The sequence below is a fragment of the Acinetobacter sp. CWB-G5 genome (genome assembly GCF_019209785.1).
GTDB lineage: Bacteria > Pseudomonadota > Gammaproteobacteria > Pseudomonadales > Moraxellaceae > Acinetobacter > Acinetobacter johnsonii.
Window position 1 is genome coordinate 169647 of record NZ_JAHUTF010000002.1, and the last position, 20659, is coordinate 190305.

Genomic DNA, 20659 nt, shown 5'->3' on the forward strand with positions numbered 1-20659 from the left:
GACCGAAAATTCGGTCTATTTTTAGGTACATCAGAAGTGATGGAATTATTTTGCAGTATTTAGAACTTGCCAAACATTCCAACGACCTTGTTTTTCAATTTCATTAATCAAGCGATCTGCAACTTCGGCTTCTTGTGGATATTTCAGCTTGTAGTTTTTCAAGGTTTGCACCGCATTTTTCTTTTGTTCCATAGCAATGTAGTTATTTGCTGTCGCTAAATAGGCTTCTTGAACACCAGCTTTCATTGCTTTATCGAGGTATGGCATCGCTTCGCGTTGACCACCACCTTCAGACAAAGCAAAACCGAACCAGAAGTTTGCTTCAGGGTCTTCTTGGTTAATTTTTAAAATACGCTGTGCATAAGCCAAAGACTTGGTGGTATAGACTGAACCAAGGTCTAAATTACGTGCCATAACGCTGGCTTTGAATGCACGAACCAGTACATCAAATGAAGCATTGTCTTTCGATGCTAACGTATCAAGCTGTTGTGTCACTTCTTTTAGTTTTAACTCAAAACCTTTACGTTCTTGGCGTTCCGTAAAGCGCGGTGGGTAGTGACGGGCTTTGCCTTCAACCAACTGTAAGAAGTCATCAATTTCAGTAATGTCGACTTCATTGTCGCCCGCCAGTACGGCAAACTTCAACTGACGGTCTTTGCTGTTTACGGTTGGAATAATCAGTTTATTGGTGTCTAAAACCATTTTTTTAGATGGATCGTCAGAGCGAGTCACTTCCATTTTTGTTACAGGCTGAGCCGCTGCTTTTTTTAAGTTAATTTCAAATGGAGGTGGCGCATCATAATTAAATGGATTGAGTGCATAAAATGGTGCAGTTAATTCAGGCTCTGTAAAAACGATGGTATCGTTGTTATTCTTCGTTGGGTTTGAGCTACACGCTGTTAAAAACGAGACAGCAAGAACAGCAACCGCTAAGGGTTTAAGCATCATAAGGTTCTTCCATTCATTATTTTAAGAAGTGGTATAAAAGGCATGTTCGTCAGTCTAAAAAAACTCTGATGAACATGCAAGGTTTGCTATAGGCAGGTTTTCAAAAACTAACACTTTTCATGTTTAGTCGTTAGATGGCAGGCTTTGAGCTTCACATTCGCGGCGTACATCTTCCAAAATTTTCAATTCTTCAGCACTAAAGGGTTGTTCATTTTGTTGTTGCTTTTTAAAAGTTGGATCAAGTAAAGACAAACGTTGGCAAAGGGTATTCATCCGTTTTTCATTCAACTGAATGCGGTCAAGTAGAACACGCATACCTTCAAGAATTGGATCAGACTGGTCTTGCGTTGCAGCATAAGGTTGGAAACCAATACTTTCTGCATAATCGCGACGACGTGTTTCTGCTTCATCTTTCGGTTTATCTTTAGAAATAAAGCGTGCAGGGTTGCCAACTGCGGTGGTGTCGGCTGGTACAGCTTTGGTGACGACTGCATTTGAGCCGACTTTCGCATTTTTACCGACAGTAAAAGGGCCTAAAATTTTAGCACCAGCACCAACCACCACGCCGTCTTCTAAGGTCGGGTGACGTTTGCCTTTATTCCATGTGGTTCCACCTAAAGTGACACCGTGATATAAGGTCACATCGTCGCCAATTTCAGCGGTTTCACCAATCACGACGCCCATGCCATGGTCAATAAAAAAACGACGACCAATTTTAGCACCTGGGTGAATTTCAATACCTGTTGCAAAACGGCTAAAAGAAGACAATAAACGTGCTGAGCCTTTACATTCTTTTTTCCATAACTCATGCGCCATACGGTGCATAATCAAAGCATGAATACCTGGATATGTGGTTAGAACTTCTAAAGTGTTTCGTGCCGCAGGATCGCGCGCGAATACAGCTTGTATATCTTCTTTGAGCTGTTTAAGCATTAGATTGATCCTCTGTTTGATCCGTATTTGACTTTTTCCATGTGCCATTATTTAAGGCTTGTACACGACTAAAAATACCACGAAGTAAATGATATTCCATACGATCTAATTGTATACGTCCAAAAAGACGACGCAAGCGTAAAGGCAGTAACCGAGGATTTTTTGGATCTAAAAATTCAATCTCGGCCAACATTTTTTCAATGTGCGGGTAGAACTGTTCCATTTGCTCATGTGTGACCAAAGGCTCATCCCATTGCATAGACTCAGTATCTGTTACAGGCATGGTTGCAGTTTCATCTTTACCGCTTTCCACAGCAGCCAGTGTGGCCATACGCATTTCATAACAAATCACTTGAATGGCTTGAGCCACATTTAGTACACCATAGTCTGTATTTACAGGAATGGTGACATGATAGTTAGCCATGGCGAGTTCTTCGTTGGTCAGTCCGCGGTCTTCACGGCCAAATACAACAGCAACGTCTTGCTGATCATTCACCACTGCTGAAATTGATTTTTCAGCTGCGGGACGTGCGTCTAGCAAAGGCCAAGGAATGGTACGACTACGCGCACTCGTGCCAAACACTAAATGGCAGTCTTTGATGGCATCAGCAAGGGTTTCAACGATTTCAATCTGCTCAATTAAATCAGTTGCACCCGCTGCCAAAGCATCAATATCGGGATGTGGATAGGTTTTTGGCGCAACCAACACCAGCTTTGAGAGTCCCATTGTTTTCATGGCGCGCAGTGCGCTACCAATGTTCGCAGGGAGTGTGGTATTGACCATGACAATACGCACATGGGAGAGATGCGCTGAAACAGCGGCATTGTCAAATTGGCTCATGATTTTTCCAATGAATCTTTAAAATTTAAATAATTAAGAGAACTGACCGACTTCAGCTTGATATAAGTCCATGGCATCATCCATGCTCATATCCGCAGGGGGCGGTGGTACATCTACAGGTCTGGCTTCTTCATAGCTCACCGCTTTGGCTGCTTTGGATTTGACTTGATATTCCACATGAAGATTTTCTTTACCAAAATAGTCACGCAGTTTAGAAAGTAGTTCATCCAGCGGTGCCACTTTCCAATTGATCCCTAAGTGCAATTCAGCCGTGGCATACGGGTAGTCCAACAGCAATTGCAGCGGAATGTGATTACACATATCGACATTACAAAAGGGTGCAAGTATATTTTTTAAATCTTGACTCAGTGTTTTTGTACTATGTGTTGGGTCGAGACGAATTTGAATACAGTTGGCGCGTTTTTGACGAATTTCATTCAGAGTAAATGCTTTGGTTAAGCGTCCCATTGGACGGTCAAAACCTTCACGCTCGTAAATTTCGCCTTCAATTACCACGACTTTTTCATTTTGAATGATGTCTTTAAAACGCATAAAGCGTTCATGATTCGCAGAGACTTCAATTCGTGAGGTACCATCATCCAACGTCACCATCATTCGGTTCGGGAAGTTAGCTACATCAACCACGAGACCTGCAAAAACCGTAGTAACACCACGACGGGTTGGGGTAAGTTCATTAATTTTATTCGGAATAAACGCTTTCAACTCAGTGCGATAAACATCGATTGGGTGGCCGGTTAAATACAAACCTAGGGTGTCTTTCTCACCTTTGAGACGGACTTCATCTGACCAAGGTTTAACGGGTTTAGAGGGTTTACGTTGTACTTCTTCAACCTCACCAAACAAGTCCATGATGCCTGTTTCACGGTTTGAGCGAGCTTGTTCAGCCGCTTGTACTGCTTCAGGTAATTGCGCCATTAGACTTGAGCGTTCAATGCCGAGACAGTCTAAAGCACCTGATCGAATCAACGCTTCTAAAGTCCGCTTATTAATTTTTTTCAGATCAATACGATGGCAGAAATCAAATAAGTCACGATACGGCCCATCTTGAATACGCGAGTCAATAACCGACTGCATCGCCGCTTCACCGACGCCTTTAATCGCACCGAGCCCATAGACGATTGTTTTATCGTCCGAAGCATGGAATTGATAGATAGACATATTGACCGAAGGCGGCAATACCTCTATATCGTTGTGTCGACAGTCATCAATCAAGAACACCACGTTATCGGTGTTTTGCATTTCCGATGACATCACCGCTGCTAAGAATTCAGCTGGATAATGCGCTTTGAGCCATGCAGTTTGATAAGCTACAAGGGCATAGGCTGCGGCATGTGATTTGTTAAAACCATAACCTGCGAACTTTTCCATATAGTCAAAGATATGGTTGGCAGTGGCTTCATCAATGTCTTTTTTCGCTGCTCCTTCCGTGAAAATTTGGCGCTGTTTGACCATTTCTTCGGGCTTTTTCTTACCCATCGCACGACGAAGTAAGTCCGCGCCACCCAAGCTATAGCCCGCACAATACTGTGCTGCCTGCATGACCTGTTCTTGGTAAACCATAATGCCGTAAGTCGGCTCAAGTACACCTTCAAGTAGGGGGTGAAGATACTCAAACTCGCCACCATGCATACGGTGGATAAAGTCTGGAATCAGGTCCATCGGACCCGGACGGTAAAGGGATACGAAGGCGATAATTTCTTCAAATTTGCTTGGACGTGCTTCTTTGAGCATTTTTTTCATGCCCACGGATTCAAACTGGAAGACCGCTGTGGTGTTGGCATTGGCAAAGATAAGGTATGCATCTTTGTCATCAAGCGGAATGAACGCAATGTCTAAAGGCACATCTAGCTGAATGCGCTTATTGATATTCTTAACAGCATCTTCAATGACCGTTAAGTTACGTAGACCCAAGAAGTCGAACTTCACTAGACCTGCCGATTCAACATCGTCTTTATCGTACTGCGCAACACGGCCTGTACCATCGGCATCACACAAAACAGCAGAAAAGTCGGTAATCTTGGTCGGGGAAATGACCACGCCACCTGCGTGTTTACCTGTGTTACGGGTAATGCCTTCGAGTTTTAATGCCATTTCCCAAATTTCAGCAGCATCGTCATTGTCTGGGTTGGATGGGTTAGTGACAATGTCTTTAAGTTGTGGCTCTGCTTCAATGGATTCTTCGAGGCTTAAACCTAAAGGTTTGGTCGGAATCATTTTTGAGATTCGGTCTGCCAAACCATAAGATTTACCCAAGACACGTGCCACATCACGAATCGCACCTTTGGCTGCCATGGTGCCGAAAGTGGCAATTTGTGATACTGCATCGCGTCCGTATGTACGCGCCACATAGTCAATCACGCGGTCACGACCAGCAATACAGAAATCGACGTCGAAATCGGGCATTGAAACACGTTCTGGGTTTAAGAAGCGTTCGAACAGCAGCCCATATGGGAGAGGATCGAGATCCGTAATTTTTAAGCTGTAGGCAACAAGTGAACCTGCACCTGAACCACGGCCTGGACCAACGGGAACGCCATTACCTTTGGACCATTGGATGAAGTCCATGACAATCAAGAAGTAGCCCGGGAAACCCATTTTAAGAATGGTCCCGATTTCATACTCTAAACGGTCATCATATTCTTTACGTTTTTGAGGCCAGTATTCATCACGCGTTTCTGGTGGATATAAAAAGTCTAAACGTTCTTCTAAACCTACTTTAGATAAATGTGCAAAGTAGGTATCGATGGTATGGCCTTCAGGAATAGGGTAGTCAGGCAGGAAGTATTTACCTAATTGCAGCGTGACGTTACAACGTTTGGCAATTTGATAAGTATTTTCAATTGCAGAGGGAATGTCTGCAAATAATTCCGCCATTTGTTGGCCAGATTTAAAATATTGCTCTGGAGAGTAATTTTTTGGTCGGCGGTTATCCCCTAATACATAACCATCGGCAATACAGACTCGGGCTTCGTGTGCTTCAAAGTCGATTTCTTTCATGAAGTGCACATCGTTGTGCGCAACTACACCAATATTGTACTTTTTAGCCAGTTTTAAGGCTTCATAGTTGAAGTCATCTTCACCTGAGCGTTCTGTTCGACATAGAGCCAAATAAACCCGATTGCCAAATTTTGCAATCCATTCTTCGAGTAAAGGTTCGGCTTTTTGCGGATTCGATGTACAGAGCATTTTGCCGACATCAGATCGCATGCCAAGTAGCGCAATCAGGTCATGGTTTTGTTCTAAAATCCAGTCTTTTGCAACGCAAGGAATATCAAGCTGTTGACCGCGGATAAAACCTTCTGAAACCAGTTCGGTTAGATTACGCCAGCCAACATTGCTCATCGCCAATAATGTCACGCGATGTTCAGCATCGTTCAAGCGAACTTCTGAACCCATAATCGGTTTGATGCCATTATCTAAGCATTTACCATAAAATTTTACAGCAGCGTGTAAGTTAGATAAGTCAGTAATGGCAAGGGCTGGCATACCTTCTGCCTTAGCAGCTTTGACTAAATCAGGTATACGTACAATTGATTCTGTGATTGAAAATTCTGTATGAATACCAAGATGTACAAAGTGCATAAGTGAGTCCCTGCAAAAACCGCTGAATAGTTTAACATGGGAATTTAGATTTCAGTTTGAAAAAGCAGGGAAATGCTTAAGTTTTGATGACTCATCTCATAAATATGCTTTGAGATGAGTTGTGCATATAGCTAGACGACATGCTAAAGCGATTATTGATATCGCCATCATTATAGTGTTGATAAGTTTGGATCTAAGATGCCTTTATTTTATCGAGTTTATTGTTCATCAGTTGAACGAGATATACTGATTCTTCAGCACGAATGAAATTGCCAAGGTCAATCACCTTTGTTCCACGATGAAGTAGAATTTTACCCGGTTGTTGTTTGTTTGGATTGCTATTGACACTCACTTGTGTGATTTCTGAGATAGGGATGATTTTAGATATGCTGATCCCTAGAATAGAGTTTTTCATTTTTAAATGTTGATTTGTGATCTCAATAATTTCTTTTCCAAAGAGCAACCAAAGCCATATTCTGATGAAATTGACAATGATAAATACAAGACCGAGAGCAATGATGATTTGGAAATAGTCACTATAATCTATGGTTGAAAAGTAGTTTTTTGCATCCTCATATAAGCCAATATAGAGTATGAACGAGAGTATTAGGGTGCTAAGGATTAAAACCAGCTTAGGTATAGAAGTTGGAATTGTGATAGACAGACCATTGAAGTCTTGAATTACTGTTGTCTTGCTATTGTTATGATTCATATTATTTTGATTTAAATGGAAATTTAATTAAATTATAAAAGTTTTTGGTAAAAAAACACCCTGAATTCAGAGTGTTTTTTTATACGATGAGATTAACGAATTCTCGATAACCAATCCCCGACAGACTGTACAATTTGCACCATGATCAACAGCACAATTACTGTGAGTATCACGACACTGGTGTCAAAACGTTGATAACCATAAGAAATAGCAAGGTCGCCAATACCGCCTGCACCCACTGCACCGGCCATCGCGGTTGCACCAATTAAGCTGATGGTGGCTGTGGTTAAGTTTAAAATCAGTGAACTGCGTGCTTCAGGTAAAATAAACTTAAAGATGATTTGTAGCGGAGTTGCACCCATGGCTTGTGCAGATTCGATAATGCCTTCATTCACTTCCAGCAATGAAGTTTCCACCAAACGACCAATGTATGGTCCGACATAGATGGTGAGCGGAACAATTGCAGCCCACGTGCCAATCGATGTTCCGACGATGAGTTTGGTTAAAGGTAAAACCGCAATCAGCAAAATAATAAAGGGTAGAGAGCGCAGAGCATTCACAATCGGGTTCAGGCTGTGATAAATCGCTTTGTTTGGCAAAATACCATCAGGACGTGTGACCAATAAAATGATGGCCTGAATAAAGCCCCAAATACAGCCAAATAGCATTGCAAAAAACACCATATGAAATGTTTCTTGCAAAGCAGTAATAAACTGATCAATTGATAAAGAGCTTTTCCAAAAAGGTGCTGTGATTTGAGTTAACCACTGGACAATTAAATCTCTCATGCCAGCTCTCCTGATTGTTCAACAGCCACACCATGTTGTTTTAAAAACTCAACCGCTTCAGCGATCAGGCTTTCATCGCCCAAGAGCTGAACAAACATTTGCCCAATCACATTGCCATCAATTTCAATCATATTGGCAAACAGGATATTGAGACTAATATCAAACTGTTTAATTAAGTTTTGAATTACGGTTTCGTGTGCAGAGTTACCAAGAAATTGTAAGCGGTAAATACTATGATGATGCTTATGTTCGAGGTTATTCAGAAGTTTAATTGGTAGCTGTTGATGCAAAATTGTTTGAATAAAATTCTGTGTCGTTGCATGTTGTGGGCGACTAAATAAGTCCACCGTTTTCCCCGTTTCAACTACTTTGCCGAGTTCCATCACGGCCACATGTGAGCAGATGCTTTGAATCACATCCATTTCATGTGTCACCATGACGATGGTAATACCTTGCTCTTGATTGATTTTTTTGAGCAAGTCCAAGACCGACTTGGTGGTTTGTGGGTCTAGTGCAGAAGTCGCTTCGTCACAAAGTAATATTTTAGGATGGTTGGCAAGTGCACGTGCAATGCCGACACGTTGTTTTTGACCACCCGAGAGCTCGTCTGGATAAGCTTCTTTTTTGTGTTTGAGATCAATAAACTCAAGTAGCTCATTCAAACGTTTTTCACGTTCAGCTTTGCTATAACCTAAAAGTTTCATGGGCATTTCAATATTGGCTGCAACGGTTTTGGTTTGCAGTAAATTAAAATGCTGGAAAATCATGCCAATATTTGCACGTTCTTGACGTAATGCTTTTGCATTTAATGCAGTAAAGTCTTTTTGATTGATAATCACTTGGCCTTGAGTTGGGCGTTCAAGTAAATTGATCAAACGAATGAGGGTACTTTTACCTGCACCACTATAGCCAATAACGCCAAAAATACTGCCTTCTGGAATGTCCAAATTGATTTGGTCCAGTGCAGGAATGGTTTGGCCCTTCAACTGATAGTGCTTTGAAATGTTTTTAAATTGAATCATATCGTCAAAAACTACACAAAAATGAAAAAACAGGCAAAGAGACTTTGCCTGTTTCGTTGATTTGATTATATTACTATTTAGCTTGAGTAAGGTAGCTTACTGGCTTGTTCACATCAATTTTTGTGCCGCCAAAATGTTCTTGAACATATTTGCCTACTGCAGCGACATGGTAAAGCTCACCGACTTTTTTCAGTACAGGGTCATTTTGACGCGCTTCAGCCACCGCAAGAACGTTCACATTCATTTTTGTGGTTTGATCGATTGGCTCATAGTAAATCGCATCTTTCAATACGTTTAGACCGCCTTCCATTGCAAGGGTATTACCCAAAACAATTGCATCAACTTCGTCTTTCACACGTACAGCTGTTGCCATTTGAATAGGCTTGATGATGAGAGCTTTGTTGTTTTCAACGATGTCTTTTGAAGTGCCTTTCACGAAGTCAAAGTCATTTTTTAACTTCACTAGACCCGCAGATTGTAATAATAACAATGCACGTGATTCGTTCGCACCATCATTTGGAATCGCAATCGTTGCACCATTTTTAAATTCAGCCAATGTTTTGACTTTGCTTGAATAGATGCCCATTGGCTCTAGGTAGGTCGTTGAAAGTGGAGCAATCTTCGCCGTGTTCGCTTCGTTATATGCCACAAGATAAGCATAAGATTGGAATGCGTTTACATCGACTTCATTGTTTGCAACAGCGGTGTTCATTGCAACATAGTCAGTGAAGTTCTTAATGTCTAACTTTAAGCCAGCTGCTTTAGTTTCTGGCAAAGTTGCAATGTGGCGCCAAATATCAGCATCAGAGCCAGTCGATGCGATGGTTACTGTTTGCTCAGCTGCTGCAGTATCCGTTTTAGCCGCATCTGTTGCAGGTGCTTCAGGTTTGCTACAACCCGTTAAAACAACAGATAAACCCAGCGCAATTCCTAGAATTTTTTTCATTTTTTCTTCCCGAGTAAGCATCTAAATGAGGCTTAACTTAGCTGAACAATAGAGAGATCAATTGATTTTAAATCAGGCATTCCTGATTTGATGCATATGACTGTAATGTGAGTTTTGCAAGTGTGCAATTCGATAGTCAGTCGAATATGTGCTTTCACTTTGGAAAAGATTAACTTTTTCAACTCACTAGAAACATCTCTGCTCAATCGTTAAATTTTGCACATCATACCAACAAACTAATATTCGATATAGAGCATAAAAGTTCAATACTTATCTTATTTAAAGATTAGGAGTCTGTAAGTTATGTGTAATTTTATAATGAAAACAATATATTATTTTTAATGAATTTGTTTAAAAATAATATATTGCATAAATTTTATGCTTTATAAGATTTTATCCAAACTAAATACAAAAAATAGATAAAAGGAGTAAATGGCAATATGCTTGTTTTGTTTTATAGTTCTTATCTGAATTAGGTATTATGCCATTATGCATTAAGAAATTTGTTTGACTATTCTTCGCAGCATTTTAACTTGAAAATAAGATACACACTCGATCCGAATGAAGACATTAGATTGAGTGTGTATCGTACCAATTTAACTCAGCTAATGAATTAATTATGATTTTAGAAAATCTTCAGATGCATAAGTCGGGTTTGGATAGCTGTAGAAGCCCTTACCAGCAAACATACCTAAATGGCCTGGTTTAATAAACTCAGCATCTAATTTCTCCATAAGTGGAGTCATATTTGGGTTGGTTTCTGCATTTAATTTTGCGACGTTGTAAACTGTGTTAATACCAATGATGTCTAAGATCGCGAATGGGCCCAACGGTGAGCCAAAAGATTTCATCCAAGCGCGATCAATCATTTCATGATCTGAAACTTCTTTCACCCAAAGCTCGGTTGCTGAAATTAAAAATGGAACCAACATAGAGTTCAGAAGGTGACCTGGTTGTTCTTTGTAAATTGGTAAAGCCATCATGCCAATTGCTTTAGCAAACTCAACTACATCATCGAATACTTTTTTGTCAGTTCCAGCATGGCCCATAATTTCTGCCATGTTAAAAGTCCAGATTTTATTAGAAAAATGAAGTGCTAAAAATTTTTCTGGACGACCAGTAAGATCCTTGAAATGGCTTGGTAGCATTGTAGATGTATTGGTTGCAAATACGGTTTTTTCAGGAGCTACTAGGCTGAGTTGTTTATAAAACTCAGTTTTAATATTCGCATCTTCAGGCACGGCTTCAACTAATAAATCCGCATCTTTTACTGCTTCTGCAAGGTTAGAATGATAGCTCAAATTATTGAAAGTATTGTCTAGTTGTTCTTGAGTCGCATTAAGGTCTTGTTTATAGCATTCGCATAATTCATAAAATTTAGCTTTGGCTTTAGCAAGTACTTCATCATTGATGTCATAAACTGATACTTTGAAGCCATGAAATGCTGTTTGAAAAGCAATTTGATAGCCTAATACGCCACTACCTGCAACTGTTACATTCTTGAAATTCATTCGATTTTCCTTGTTTTATCCTTGGTGAAAAATGCAGTTTTCATATCCATGTGCTACATTTAGTCGCATCATCGTGTTGTGTGTTTGATGTGCAAAATTTATGAACAAATAAATTGCTCATGGGGCTATTCTGCCGTGGCTTTTTTATGCTAACTTGACGGAATGAGTCAATTTTTTGACGGATTGAGACAAGGATTGTTGGAATGAATCAGGATGATTCAAGCGAAGTTGAATACCCGAAAAATATCCATGATGATATGGTGCATAGTTCAGGGCTACGTGGTTATTTAGAAGTAATGCAACAACTAGGCGTTGACCCAATGCCGTTGCTGATCAAGCATGGGATTCAACTTGCGCAATTACAAGATGACAATGCATGGATTTCACATACCGCACTGATCCAACTTCTTGAAGAAAGTGCGCAACACGCCAAGTCTGCGGATTTCGGTTTGCGTATTTCCCAGTATCAGGACATTGGTATTTTAGGTGTACTGGGGCTGATCTTACAAAGTGCATCGACACTTCATGAGGTGATTAAATACAGTTCAGATTTGCTATTTTTGCATGGCTCTGCTTTACGCTTATATATCAATGACCGTGCTCGTACAGATATTTTTGAGCCCAACTCGAATATTGTTGAACTTATTTTTGATATTCAGCTACATGACGCTACACGTATTTTGAGTAAACGACAAACCATGGATATGGGGCTCGCTGTGTGCCATCGGGTTCTTCGTTATTTAAGTGGCGAACGTTATCAGCCACTGAGAGTTGCACTGCCACATAGTCCAGTTGCTCCCTTAAATGTGTATAAACGATTTTTTCATGCGGAAGTCATGATCGATCAACAACATGCAGCTTTGTATTTCCATAAAGATATGTTGAATATTACTTTAGACAGCATTGATCATGGCTTACGGGAAATTGTAGACAGTTATCTGGAGCGGAGTTTTCGCAGTCATCAAGGTTCATTTAGCGATCGTGTTCGACATGCGATTCGTATTCATTTATCGGGCCCAAAAGCAAATAAAACTGATATTGCAAATATGCTTGCGATGCATCCTCGAAGCTTACAACGTAAATTGGATGAAGAGGGAACTAGCTTTGAGCAGATTCGAGATAAACTCAGACAACAGCTGTTATTGCAATATTTAGCAGACTCAAAAGCGTCGATGAGTCAAATCGCTTCTATATTGGGTTTTTCCGAACAGTCGGTATTAAGTCGTGCCTGCAAAAATTGGTTTGGTGTAACGCCGCGGCAATTAAAAAAGATTCGCAGTGGGAGGCAATAAAAAAACCCGCTTTTAGCGGGTTTTTACAGTATGAATGTTTTTAAGCATTTTCACGCGCAATAGCACGATAACCAATATCTGCACGATATTGCATACCTGTAAATGTGACTTGACCACAAACTTCTAAAGCATTAACTTGCGCTTCAAGTACGGTATCGCCAAGAGCTGTGACACATAAAACACGACCACCCGCAGTCAAGATGTGACCGTCGGCACTCATTGTAGTGCCTGCATGGAAGATTTTTGTATTTTCCGGAGATTGACCAAGACCAGAGATTACGTCACCTTGACGAACAGTTTCTGGGTAGCCTTCTGCTGCAAGAACAATACCAATTGATTTGCGTTCATCCCATTCAGCTTCTGCTGGAAGATTACCTGCAATACCAGCTTCAACCAGATCGACCAATGATGATTTTAAACGCATCATAATCGGTTGTGTTTCAGGGTCACCAAAACGACAGTTAAATTCGATTACACGAGGTTGACCTTGTTCATCAATCATGAGGCCTGCATATAAGAAGCCTGTGTAAACATGACCATCTTTTTTCATGCCTTCCACAGTTGGACGCATAATTTCAGACATTGTACGATCAAATACTTCAGCTGTAACCACTGGAGCAGGAGAGTAAGCACCCATACCGCCCGTGTTTGGACCTTGGTCGCCTTCAAAAATACGCTTATGGTCTTGAGATGTTGCCATTGGTAAGATGTTGTCGCCATCAATCATACAAATGAAAGACGCTTCTTCACCCGCAAGAAACTGTTCAATCACAACACGTGAACCAGCATCACCAAATTTGTTGCCCGCCAACATGTCATCAATCGCATCAAAAGCTTCTTGGTTGGTCATGGCTACAATCACGCCTTTACCCGCAGCAAGACCATCGGCCTTGATCACGATTGGCGCGCCATTTTTTTCAACGAATGCTTTTGCTGCATCGACTTCAGTAAATACATCGTAGAACGCAGTAGGAATATTGTGGCGTTTTAAGAAGTGCTTAGCAAATGCTTTTGAGCCTTCTAGCTGGGCAGCAAATTGAGTTGGGCCCCAAATTTGAAGCTCTGCCGCGCGGCAAGCATCAACTACACCATTTACAAGCGGTGCTTCTGGACCCACAATAATCAAATCTACTGCATTGTTTTTTGCAAAGTCGATAATTGCAGCATTGTCTAAAATGTTGAGTGCAACATTTTCACATTTGTTTTCTGTTGCAGTTCCTGCATTACCTGGTGCAACAAAAACTTTTGCAACTTTTTCATCTTGCGCGATTTTCCATGCCAACGCATGTTCACGACCGCCATTACCCAAAACTAAAATGTTCATCGGTTCATACTCCATGAATCGAAATGACATAAAGTCCTCAGCCTAAGAAGGAGAGGACTTTATGTAAGATTTAGAAATCTGTTTTAAACCACATGTATGACTTTGTCATTACGGTCTGCATCTATTACTTAGTGACGGAAGTGACGCATGCCCGTGAAGACCATCGCAATACCTGCTTCATCTGCAGCAGCAATGGTTTCTTCATCACGCATTGAACCACCCGGTTGGATAATACATTTAATGCCTGCTTTCGCTGCATTATCAATACCATCGCGGAATGGGAAGAATGCATCAGATGCCATTACAGCACCTTCAACTACTAAGCCTGCATGCTCCGCTTTAATCGCAGCAATACGCGCTGAGTTAACACGGCTCATTTGACCTGCACCTACACCAATGGTTTGACGACCTTTAGCATAAACAATGGCATTTGATTTCACGTATTTCGCAACTTTCCATGCAAAAATTAAGTCATCAATTTCAGCATCCGTTGGTGCGCGTTTCGTCACGACTTTTAAATCATCTTTGGTGATCATGCTTAAGTCTTGGTCTTGAACCAATAAACCGCCATTTACGCGTTTATAGTCCAATTGTGGCGCACGTTCATTAAGTGCCGGTAATTCACCACAAACCAGAACACGAACATTTTTCTTCGCGCCAGTGACTTCAAGTACGCCTTCAGCAATGCTTGGTGCAATGATCACTTCCACAAACTGGCGGTCAACAATCGCTTGTGCAGTTGCAACATCTAATTCACGGTTGAATGCAATGATACCGCCAAAAGCTGATTCAGGATCTGTCGCATAAGCCAAGTCATATGCCGCTTGAATACCATCTAAAGACACTGCAACGCCACATGGGTTTGCGTGTTTAACGATGACACAAGCCGGTTTGGCAAATGATTTCACACATTCAAGTGCGGCATCTGTGTCTGCAATGTTGTTATAAGAAAGTTCTTTACCTTGAAGTTGTTTCGCTGTTGAAACAGAGGCTTCAGTTGCTGTGCTTTCGACATAGAATGCTGCTGACTGATGCGGGTTTTCACCATAACGCAAGTCTTGAGCTTTATTTAACTGTGTATTGAACGTACGAGCAAACTTGTCTGCTTGACCTTCTTCTTTGCCTACGCGAGCGCCTAGGTAAGAAGCAATCATGCCATCATACTGTGCTGTATGTTCAAATGCTTTAACGGCTAAGTCAAAACGAGTTTCGTAAGACAAAGCACCATTTGCTTTTAGCTCAGCAACAACAGTGTCGTAGTCTGTAGCATTGACCACAATACCGACAGAAGCATGGTTTTTCGCAGCAGCACGCACCATGGTTGGGCCGCCGATGTCGATATTTTCAATCGCATCTGCAAGTGAGCAGTTCGGTTTAGCGACAGTTGCAGCAAATGGATAAAGATTCACAACCACAAGATCGATCGCATCAATATTGTGTTCAGCCATCACAGCTTCGTCTAGACCGCGACGAGCTAAGATACCACCATGAATTTTCGGGTGTAGCGTTTTTACACGACCATCCATCATTTCTGGGAAACCAGTATGCTCTGAAACTTCAACTACAGCGATATTGTTGTCTTTTAACAACTTATATGTACCGCCAGTAGATAAAATTTCTACCCCTAGAGCAACAAGGTTTTGAGCGAACTCAACAATGCCAGTTTTATCGGAAACAGAGATTAAAGCGCGTTTAATGGTCATGATCTTCGTCACAGTTATCAAGAATTAAAACAAAAAGCCAAAAATAGCAGGTAAAAAAAATGCCCGCGGAAGCCGCAAGCATTTTATCATTTATTCACTCATTAAACCGTGAGCTTTCAACTTTTTACGTAAAGTTCCACGGTTAAGTCCTAGAATCTCCGCAGCACGTGTTTGGTTACCGCGGGTATATTCTAAAACTACAGATAGAAGAGGTTTCTCCATTTCTGCCAGCACCATGTCGTAGACCTGAGATGGTTGCTCGCCTTGCAGTTGTGCAAAATAGTGGCGAACTGCGCGATCTACGTGAATACGAAGAGCGACATCAGACTGTGCAGTAAAAATAGGAGATTTGCTATTCATGCGAAGTAATCCGAAAAATCTAAATATCACTTGGGTAAAGTGACATATATAAAGTGGTCTAAAATTAAAATGAACTTCGTTTTAGATCCTAAAACGAGTAGTTCTAAAACTGTACATTTAGCATGCCACAATATCGCTAAGTTGGTCGAAATATAAGCGTAACAATAGTTAAATATTTGTTACCGACCTTTTTTAAACAAAAAAATCTGCTCAATACGCGATATTGGGATAACGCGTATTTTTGCTGAAGTTCTATTTGTATTAAAAGACTGAGGAGATTGCAGCACTAAGCTTTCGTGGCGCGTATCATACCATTGTCTAAGAAAAAGTGAGCAAGAAAACTGCATTTTTTTTCACTTTTTTTACATTTTTTTTAAATTTTAGGGCTGGACTATTTCTAAACTGTAATGATTGAAGCTTTTACGGCTGACTGGCAGGCTAAATTTGAATTTGAACGGACTATTTTTAGGAATTCGTTTAATTCCAACCAGACTATCAATCAAATATTCATTTGCATGTAGTTGATAGGTTGAATCGACTTCACCATCCACTTTTAAAATGACCTTAAGATCTGGTAGCGGAAGACTGGTATCATGATAGTTGATCAGTTCACCTGAAAATTGAGTTTTCTGTGCCTCTATACGTTTTACTTTTAATTTATTAATGCTGATTAGGCTGTAGCGTTCTTGTAGGCTGCTACAGTTCAGTACGAGACAAATTTTATTATAGGTTGCACCTAATGCGGGGCTATTATTGAGGATATGTGGATTAAACCATAAGTATTGGAAACACAATAAAGCCAATAAGCTGAAGTTAATCACACCCCAAAGCATATAGTACATCGGGCTTTTTTGTGGTTTCGCTGGATTGTTGTCTGCCAAATTCATGGCAGGATAGTTACCAATCGGGTCGGTACTAAAATAGTTTAAATTGTTTAAATAGGTTTTGAGGTCAATGTTGGAGTGCTCAACTTTCAGGTTGAAAATATCAAGCAAATTTGATGTCGACATTGAAAGCGCAGCAGATTGTGATAAATCAAAATGAATGCTGTCTACACGAGGAGAGGATAATGCTGAATTTGAAGACAGGCTCATGTCATTCTGATTCGACGATCTTTCCTCACCTGTGTCAAAAGTATGACCCGTGGTTAAATGCGAGAGCGCATTAAAGGTCATCGAACACTTTGGGCAACAAACCATACCTTGCGCAACAGTGAGTTGTGCAACACTTACTTTGTAGATGGTTAGGCATTTAGGGCAAGAGGTTTGTTTGTCGCTCATAGTGTATTAAGAGTTCATTTAAAGGGTGTGGCGTTTACCCGAGATTCGGCACCAGTTTTCATCACGTTTCTCGACCTCTAATATATCAAAAAACTCAGAATAAACACTAGAAACATCAGAAACTTGCTCTTCAATTACACCTGCAAGTGCGAACTCTCCCTCAGATTTGACCAAAGTTGCGAATTCCGGCGCTAACATCATAAGCGGTCCTGCCAAAATATTTGCAACAAAGACATCTGCTTTTTGGTCAGCCAGCTCTAAATTGAACTCGTCTGGTAAGCCGACATAAAGGTTCTCAGCCACGCCATTGAGCGCCGCATTTTGTTCAGTGGCTAAAATTGCTTGTGGATCAATATCTGTGGCATAGACTTTTTTTGCACCAAGGAGTAGAGCAGCAACACCTAAAATACCTGAACCGCAACCATAGTCGATCACGATTTTATCTTTAACATCAGTTTTACCTAACCACTGCAGGCAAAGAAAAGTAGATGCATGGTTCCCTGTACCAAACGCTAAGCCTGGATCAAGTTTAATGTTGACTGCATCTGGTTCTGGTGCTTCCATCCATTCAGGAACGATCCAGTATTTGTCAGCAATTTGAATCGGTTCGTAGGCATCCATCCATGTGCGTTCCCATTCTTGGTCTTCAAGAAATTCGCTACGCATCGGTGCATCAGGCATTTGAGTGCGAATAAACGTTTCTAATGCATTGACATCAATTTCTTCGTCGTCTTCTTGCGCATAGATACCTGTCACAATGACTTTATTCCAAAGTGGCGTTTCACCTGGAAGTGGTTCAAGTAAGTCTTGGTTTTCTGCATCATCTAATGTGACACTGACTGCACCCAAAGATTCTAAAAGGGTTTCAGTAAAATCGACTTGCGCTTGATCAACCGTAATATGAATTTGTAACCACTTCACAGGAATAACCTAATATTTATGTATAAATAAATATTGTAGCGGAACAGGGGGCAGTTCGACAGCATTCCTCAAAATAAAAAAGGATGCCGAAGCATCCTTAGATCTACACCTGTTCTAGGCTTGTTCTGTACTGGTTTGAACCGATGGGGCAAAACGGTTGAGTAATGTCCCAAAGATGGCAGCAAAGATATACATAAAAATAGAATAGACCGCTGCAGGCATGGCAATGGTGGTACTGGCCATCACGGTGAGTGCAATGGTCATGGCAAGGGTGCTGTTATGAATGCCAATTTCAAAGGCACAAGCCCGTGCTTGAGCACTGTTGATCCCCAGTAGTCTCGGTACAAAATAACCAATCATTAAACTACAAATACAGAAAATGACGGTGGCTAAACCGACCTGAGTCAGATACTCCAGAATATGTGCGCGTTCTTTGGCTATTGCTCCAACAATGATTAAGACCAAAAATACAACAGAAAAAATACGCAATGGCTTATTCAGCTTCTTGGTAAAAGAAGGTGCATACTGGCGAATCAACATACCAATACAGACGGGGATAAGAATAATCGAGAATACCTGCAAGATTTTACTAAACTGCATACTGACGTGTTGTCCATCCTGCATAAAGTACTGAATGGCAAAGTTGACAATTAGCGGCAAGGTAAACGCTGCAATAACGGAGTTAATGGCTGTTAAGGTAATATTGAGCGCAATATCACCTTTAAACAAATAGCTAAATAAGTTTGCAGTACTACCACCTGGAGACGCTGCTAAGAGCATTAAGCCGACGGCAAGCAGTGGCGGTAAGTTGAGTACTTTGCAAATTACAAAGGCAATCCCAACAAGAAGTACCAACTGACAAAATAAAGCAACCAATACTGCTTTGGGATGTTTGCTGACGCGTGCAAAATCCTTCGGGGTTAACTCTAAGCCCAAACCAATCATGATGATGGCAAGAGCTAGGGGTAACATAATCGTTATAATTCCTGAATCCATAGGTACATATTCTCCTTAAAATTATATAAATCATGACCGTGAAATTATTCAGCTGCGGTCTCTTTCTTCAAAAATAAACTGTCATTTCTTCGCGAGATTAATAGGCCCAATAACGCAGCAAATACAAACATGAAAATAGAATAAATACCGGCAGGAATGGCCATGGCAGTGTTGCCTAAGACTGACAGGGCAACTGTAATGGCAAGTGCGGTGTTGTGAATGGTAATCTCAAAGGAGCAAGTTAAGGCTTGTTTTTCTGGAATATTGGCCAGATGTGGCACAAAAAAACCAATAAACATGCTACAGAAGCAGAATAAGGCTACGGCAGGCCCAATCTCAAACACATATTCAACAAAATTATGTCGCTCTAAGTACAGTGCGAGAAAAAAGATAAAAAGAAGACAGCTTGCAGACAAAATACGCATTGGGCGGTTTAATTTGTCGGCAAGTTTTGGAAAGTAATAACGTAAAAACATGCCCATGCTGACTGGAAGTAGAGTGATGAAAAAAACTTTCATCATTTTCATGGCGGGCATGTCAACGGGTTGTGATGTTTGTAGAAAGTACATCAGTGAAAAATTAATAATAAAAGGGAGAGTTAGTGTTGAAATGATGGAGTTCGTGGTTGTAAGAGTAATGTTGAGCGCAACATCACCTTTAAATAAATAGGTCAATAGGTTTGACGTTGGTCCACCTGGTGAAGCTGCAACGAGCATCAAACCAATCGCGAAAATAGGCGCTAAATTTAAAAACTGGCAAATGAGGAATGCAATGCCCACCAGTAGAACTAACTGTGAAAATAGCGCGATGAAAATGACTTTGGGGTGCAGGGTGAGGCGATAAAAATCAGCTGGGCGTAGGTGTAAACCAAGACCCATCATCATCAAGGCCAAAGTCAAAGGCAAAAAAACTGTAAACAATTCCGAATCCATGGAATACCTTTTTTATTCGTTTTTATCTTTTGTGTTTTTGAGTGTATACAGAATTCAATAATTTACAAGGTAGAAAAAAGGGTAAAAAATGGACTATTTTTCACCCTTAATACAGCATGAGCTTTAAGTTGTTTTGATTACATTCTTGGTTTAGGTGCTACAAAACCAAGGGCACATTTGCCTTTGATTTCTTTACCTTCGATATTGATTGATGTCGTTTTTGAGTCGCCTTGGCAAATGCTGGCTAACTCAGCTTCATCACCATGAATATTGGCATTTTTTGAGCTTGGGAAAAATTGAGGTTCACAGGTACCATTCCAAATAATACCTCGATAGGCAAAACTAACCGCTGTTCCTTGTGACTTGCCTTTACAGACTTGTTGATAACGTTGACTATCATAGACCTTTTCAACTTTGTCGTTGGCTGATACAAAAGGCGAAAAAAATAAACCGCAGAGAATGGATGAAAAAAGAATCTTCTTATTCATAATGCTTACCTTTGGTTGTTGTATGATCAACTTATAGGATAAAAAATGATCAAATTAAT

General features: G+C 40.7%; 18 protein-coding genes. 1 reads left to right on the forward strand and 17 read right to left on the reverse strand.

Translation table 11 applies throughout. The features are described from left to right. Positions 1-45: 45 nt before the first annotated feature. From KVY11_RS04910 to KVY11_RS04950, 9 genes are all read right to left on the reverse strand, one after another. Positions 46-948, reverse strand: coding sequence for an ABUW_2363 family tetratricopeptide repeat lipoprotein (locus KVY11_RS04910; RefSeq protein ID WP_218288303.1), 903 nt, complete (start codon positions 946-948; stop codon positions 46-48). 123 nt (positions 949-1071) lie between these two features. Then, the gene (cysE, locus tag KVY11_RS04915; protein WP_004696365.1) at positions 1072-1881 is read right to left on the reverse strand and encodes a serine O-acetyltransferase; all 810 of its coding nucleotides are present in this window, start codon (positions 1879-1881) and stop codon (positions 1072-1074) included. Then, positions 1874-2722 (reverse strand): RNA methyltransferase, encoded by an 849-nt coding sequence (locus KVY11_RS04920; protein ID WP_005400658.1) that lies wholly within the window; start codon positions 2720-2722, stop codon positions 1874-1876. Before KVY11_RS04920 ends, cysE begins: the two co-directional genes overlap by 8 nt. Positions 2723-2755: 33 nt before the next feature. Beyond that, positions 2756-6325: a DNA polymerase III subunit alpha gene (gene dnaE, locus KVY11_RS04925; protein ID WP_218288304.1), complete on the reverse strand. Its 3570-nt coding sequence runs from the start codon at positions 6323-6325 to the stop codon at positions 2756-2758. 193 nt (positions 6326-6518) lie between these two features. Next, complete coding sequence (locus KVY11_RS04930; protein WP_004982095.1) at positions 6519-7037, reverse strand: hypothetical protein; 519 nt, start codon at positions 7035-7037, stop codon at positions 6519-6521. A 92-nt stretch (positions 7038-7129) separates the two neighbouring features. Then, positions 7130-7825, reverse strand: coding sequence for a methionine ABC transporter permease (locus tag KVY11_RS04935; protein ID WP_004982094.1), 696 nt, complete (start codon positions 7823-7825; stop codon positions 7130-7132). Next, on the reverse strand, positions 7822-8847 hold the full coding sequence (locus KVY11_RS04940) for a methionine ABC transporter ATP-binding protein (RefSeq protein WP_218288305.1): 1026 nt from the start codon (positions 8845-8847) through the stop codon (positions 7822-7824). The genes KVY11_RS04935 and KVY11_RS04940 overlap by 4 nt, the downstream gene beginning before the upstream one ends. 73 nt (positions 8848-8920) lie before the next feature. Beyond that, the gene (locus KVY11_RS04945) at positions 8921-9793 is read right to left on the reverse strand and encodes a MetQ/NlpA family ABC transporter substrate-binding protein (RefSeq protein ID WP_218288306.1); all 873 of its coding nucleotides are present in this window, start codon (positions 9791-9793) and stop codon (positions 8921-8923) included. Positions 9794-10410: 617 nt separating this feature from the next. Further along, positions 10411-11304, reverse strand: a complete 894-nt coding sequence (locus KVY11_RS04950) for a 3-hydroxyacyl-CoA dehydrogenase (RefSeq protein ID WP_168158877.1) — start codon at positions 11302-11304, stop codon at positions 10411-10413. Positions 11305-11507: 203 nt separating this feature from the next. Between KVY11_RS04950 and KVY11_RS04955 the strand changes: the two genes are divergently transcribed. Beyond that, a complete protein-coding gene (locus KVY11_RS04955) occupies positions 11508-12596 on the forward strand; it encodes an AraC family transcriptional regulator (protein ID WP_218288307.1) in 1089 nt (362 codons plus the stop codon). 40 nt (positions 12597-12636) lie between these two features. On the opposite strand, the gene purD is transcribed toward KVY11_RS04955, so the two are convergent. The 8 genes from purD to KVY11_RS04995 all read right to left on the reverse strand — a co-directional run bounded on the left by purD (position 12637) and on the right by KVY11_RS04995 (position 20600). Beyond that, positions 12637-13920: a phosphoribosylamine--glycine ligase gene (gene purD, locus KVY11_RS04960; protein WP_218288308.1), complete on the reverse strand. Its 1284-nt coding sequence runs from the start codon at positions 13918-13920 to the stop codon at positions 12637-12639. A gap of 128 nt (positions 13921-14048) precedes the next feature. Next, the gene (gene purH / locus KVY11_RS04965; protein ID WP_218288309.1) at positions 14049-15623 is read right to left on the reverse strand and encodes a bifunctional phosphoribosylaminoimidazolecarboxamide formyltransferase/IMP cyclohydrolase; all 1575 of its coding nucleotides are present in this window, start codon (positions 15621-15623) and stop codon (positions 14049-14051) included. Between the two features lie 90 nt (positions 15624-15713). Then, entirely contained in the window at positions 15714-15983 is a 270-nt protein-coding gene (gene fis, locus KVY11_RS04970; RefSeq protein WP_001086304.1) for a DNA-binding transcriptional regulator Fis, read from the reverse strand. A gap of 380 nt (positions 15984-16363) precedes the next feature. Beyond that, positions 16364-17263 carry a DUF3426 domain-containing protein gene (locus tag KVY11_RS04975; protein ID WP_218288310.1) on the reverse strand — a complete coding sequence of 300 codons (900 nt, stop codon included), beginning with the start codon at positions 17261-17263 and terminating at the stop codon, positions 16364-16366. 18 nt (positions 17264-17281) lie between these two features. Continuing rightward, positions 17282-18184: a 50S ribosomal protein L11 methyltransferase gene (prmA, locus tag KVY11_RS04980; RefSeq protein WP_004696394.1), complete on the reverse strand. Its 903-nt coding sequence runs from the start codon at positions 18182-18184 to the stop codon at positions 17282-17284. Between the two features lie 114 nt (positions 18185-18298). After that, the gene (locus tag KVY11_RS04985; RefSeq protein WP_218288311.1) at positions 18299-19180 is read right to left on the reverse strand and encodes a bile acid:sodium symporter family protein; all 882 of its coding nucleotides are present in this window, start codon (positions 19178-19180) and stop codon (positions 18299-18301) included. A gap of 44 nt (positions 19181-19224) precedes the next feature. Next, positions 19225-20112 (reverse strand): bile acid:sodium symporter family protein, encoded by an 888-nt coding sequence (locus KVY11_RS04990; protein WP_218288312.1) that lies wholly within the window; start codon positions 20110-20112, stop codon positions 19225-19227. 137 nt (positions 20113-20249) lie between these two features. Further along, positions 20250-20600 (reverse strand): hypothetical protein, encoded by a 351-nt coding sequence (locus tag KVY11_RS04995; protein WP_058869877.1) that lies wholly within the window; start codon positions 20598-20600, stop codon positions 20250-20252. Between the last annotated feature and the right edge of the window lie 59 nt (positions 20601-20659).

Bases quoted from the DNA above. Each gene is read 5' to 3' on its own strand.
- KVY11_RS04935 (WP_004982094.1), bottom strand. From the start codon at position 7,825: ATGAGAGATTTAATTGTCCAGTGGTTAACTCAAATCACAGCACCTTTT.
- KVY11_RS04950 (WP_168158877.1), bottom strand. From the start codon at position 11,304: ATGAATTTCAAGAATGTAACAGTTGCAGGTAGTGGCGTATTAGGCTAT.
- KVY11_RS04910 (WP_218288303.1), bottom strand. From the start codon at position 948: ATGATGCTTAAACCCTTAGCGGTTGCTGTTCTTGCTGTCTCGTTTTTA.
- KVY11_RS04920 (WP_005400658.1), bottom strand. From the start codon at position 2,722: ATGAGCCAATTTGACAATGCCGCTGTTTCAGCGCATCTCTCCCATGTG.
- KVY11_RS04955 (WP_218288307.1), top strand. From the start codon at position 11,508: ATGAATCAGGATGATTCAAGCGAAGTTGAATACCCGAAAAATATCCAT.
- purH (WP_218288309.1), bottom strand. From the start codon at position 15,623: ATGACCATTAAACGCGCTTTAATCTCTGTTTCCGATAAAACTGGCATT.
- KVY11_RS04945 (WP_218288306.1), bottom strand. From the start codon at position 9,793: ATGAAAAAAATTCTAGGAATTGCGCTGGGTTTATCTGTTGTTTTAACG.
- cysE (WP_004696365.1), bottom strand. From the start codon at position 1,881: ATGCTTAAACAGCTCAAAGAAGATATACAAGCTGTATTCGCGCGCGAT.
- KVY11_RS04990 (WP_218288312.1), bottom strand. From the start codon at position 20,112: ATGGATTCGGAATTGTTTACAGTTTTTTTGCCTTTGACTTTGGCCTTG.
- KVY11_RS04985 (WP_218288311.1), bottom strand. From the start codon at position 19,180: ATGGATTCAGGAATTATAACGATTATGTTACCCCTAGCTCTTGCCATC.
- purD (WP_218288308.1), bottom strand. From the start codon at position 13,920: ATGAACATTTTAGTTTTGGGTAATGGCGGTCGTGAACATGCGTTGGCA.
- KVY11_RS04930 (WP_004982095.1), bottom strand. From the start codon at position 7,037: ATGAATCATAACAATAGCAAGACAACAGTAATTCAAGACTTCAATGGT.
- fis (WP_001086304.1), bottom strand. From the start codon at position 15,983: ATGAATAGCAAATCTCCTATTTTTACTGCACAGTCTGATGTCGCTCTT.
- KVY11_RS04975 (WP_218288310.1), bottom strand. From the start codon at position 17,263: ATGAGCGACAAACAAACCTCTTGCCCTAAATGCCTAACCATCTACAAA.
- dnaE (WP_218288304.1), bottom strand. From the start codon at position 6,325: ATGCACTTTGTACATCTTGGTATTCATACAGAATTTTCAATCACAGAA.
- KVY11_RS04940 (WP_218288305.1), bottom strand. From the start codon at position 8,847: ATGATTCAATTTAAAAACATTTCAAAGCACTATCAGTTGAAGGGCCAA.
- KVY11_RS04995 (WP_058869877.1), bottom strand. From the start codon at position 20,600: ATGAATAAGAAGATTCTTTTTTCATCCATTCTCTGCGGTTTATTTTTT.